The sequence below is a fragment of the Serratia sp. T13T92 genome (genome assembly GCF_047530105.1).
Lineage (GTDB): Bacteria > Pseudomonadota > Gammaproteobacteria > Enterobacterales > Enterobacteriaceae > Chania > Chania fonticola.
This window is the reverse complement of record NZ_JBLJAK010000142.1, coordinates 1-601: the sequence shown is the minus strand read 5'-3', so window position 1 is coordinate 601 and position 601 is coordinate 1. Positions and strand designations below refer to the sequence as shown.

Here is a 601-nt window from a genome sequence, read left to right as displayed (position 1 = left end):
TTAGCACGCCTGCGACGTGAGCACGCTGACGCCGAGGCCCTTTTCCCATTACCTGCCACCCTCTATACTCTGCACAATGTACATTCCGCGACCCACAAAGCTGTTGTTCCAGCATAACGACGGCTGGAGCCAGTATCTGGATAAACATGGCGACACCCTCAGCGACTGGACCAAACTCGCCGTCGAGCGCATGCTCGCCTGCGGTACTTGCCTCATGGGCGTTCGCCGTTATTGCTGTGCCTCGCCGAACTGCACACACTCACGCTTTTTCTGCCAGAGCTGCAAGTCCAAGGCCTGCAGCAGTTGCGGCTTCAAGGCCACCGAGCAGTGGATTGCCGAGCAGCAGCACATCCTGCCCGACTGCGACTGGCAACACATCACGTTTACCATGCCCCACCTGCTGTGGCCGTTTTTCAACAACAACTGGCCCCTGCTCAACGACCTGTTTCGCTGTGCCACCCGGGCCATGCTCCTCTGGGCCCGCCGACAGGGTATCGAGGTCGGCATCTTTTGTGCACTCCACACCTATGGCCGGCAGCTCAATCAGCACCCGCATATCCACGTCTCCGTCACCCGTGGCGGCCTCGACGTCAAACACAAC

Annotated in this window: 1 protein-coding gene; it reads left to right on the top strand. The window is 59.6% G+C overall.

Translation table 11 applies throughout. The features are described from left to right. Positions 1-76: 76 nt before the first annotated feature. Positions 77-601: transposase zinc-binding domain-containing protein (locus ACMV5I_RS29630; protein ID WP_414825981.1), on the top strand; the 525-nt coding region annotated here is incomplete at its 3' end.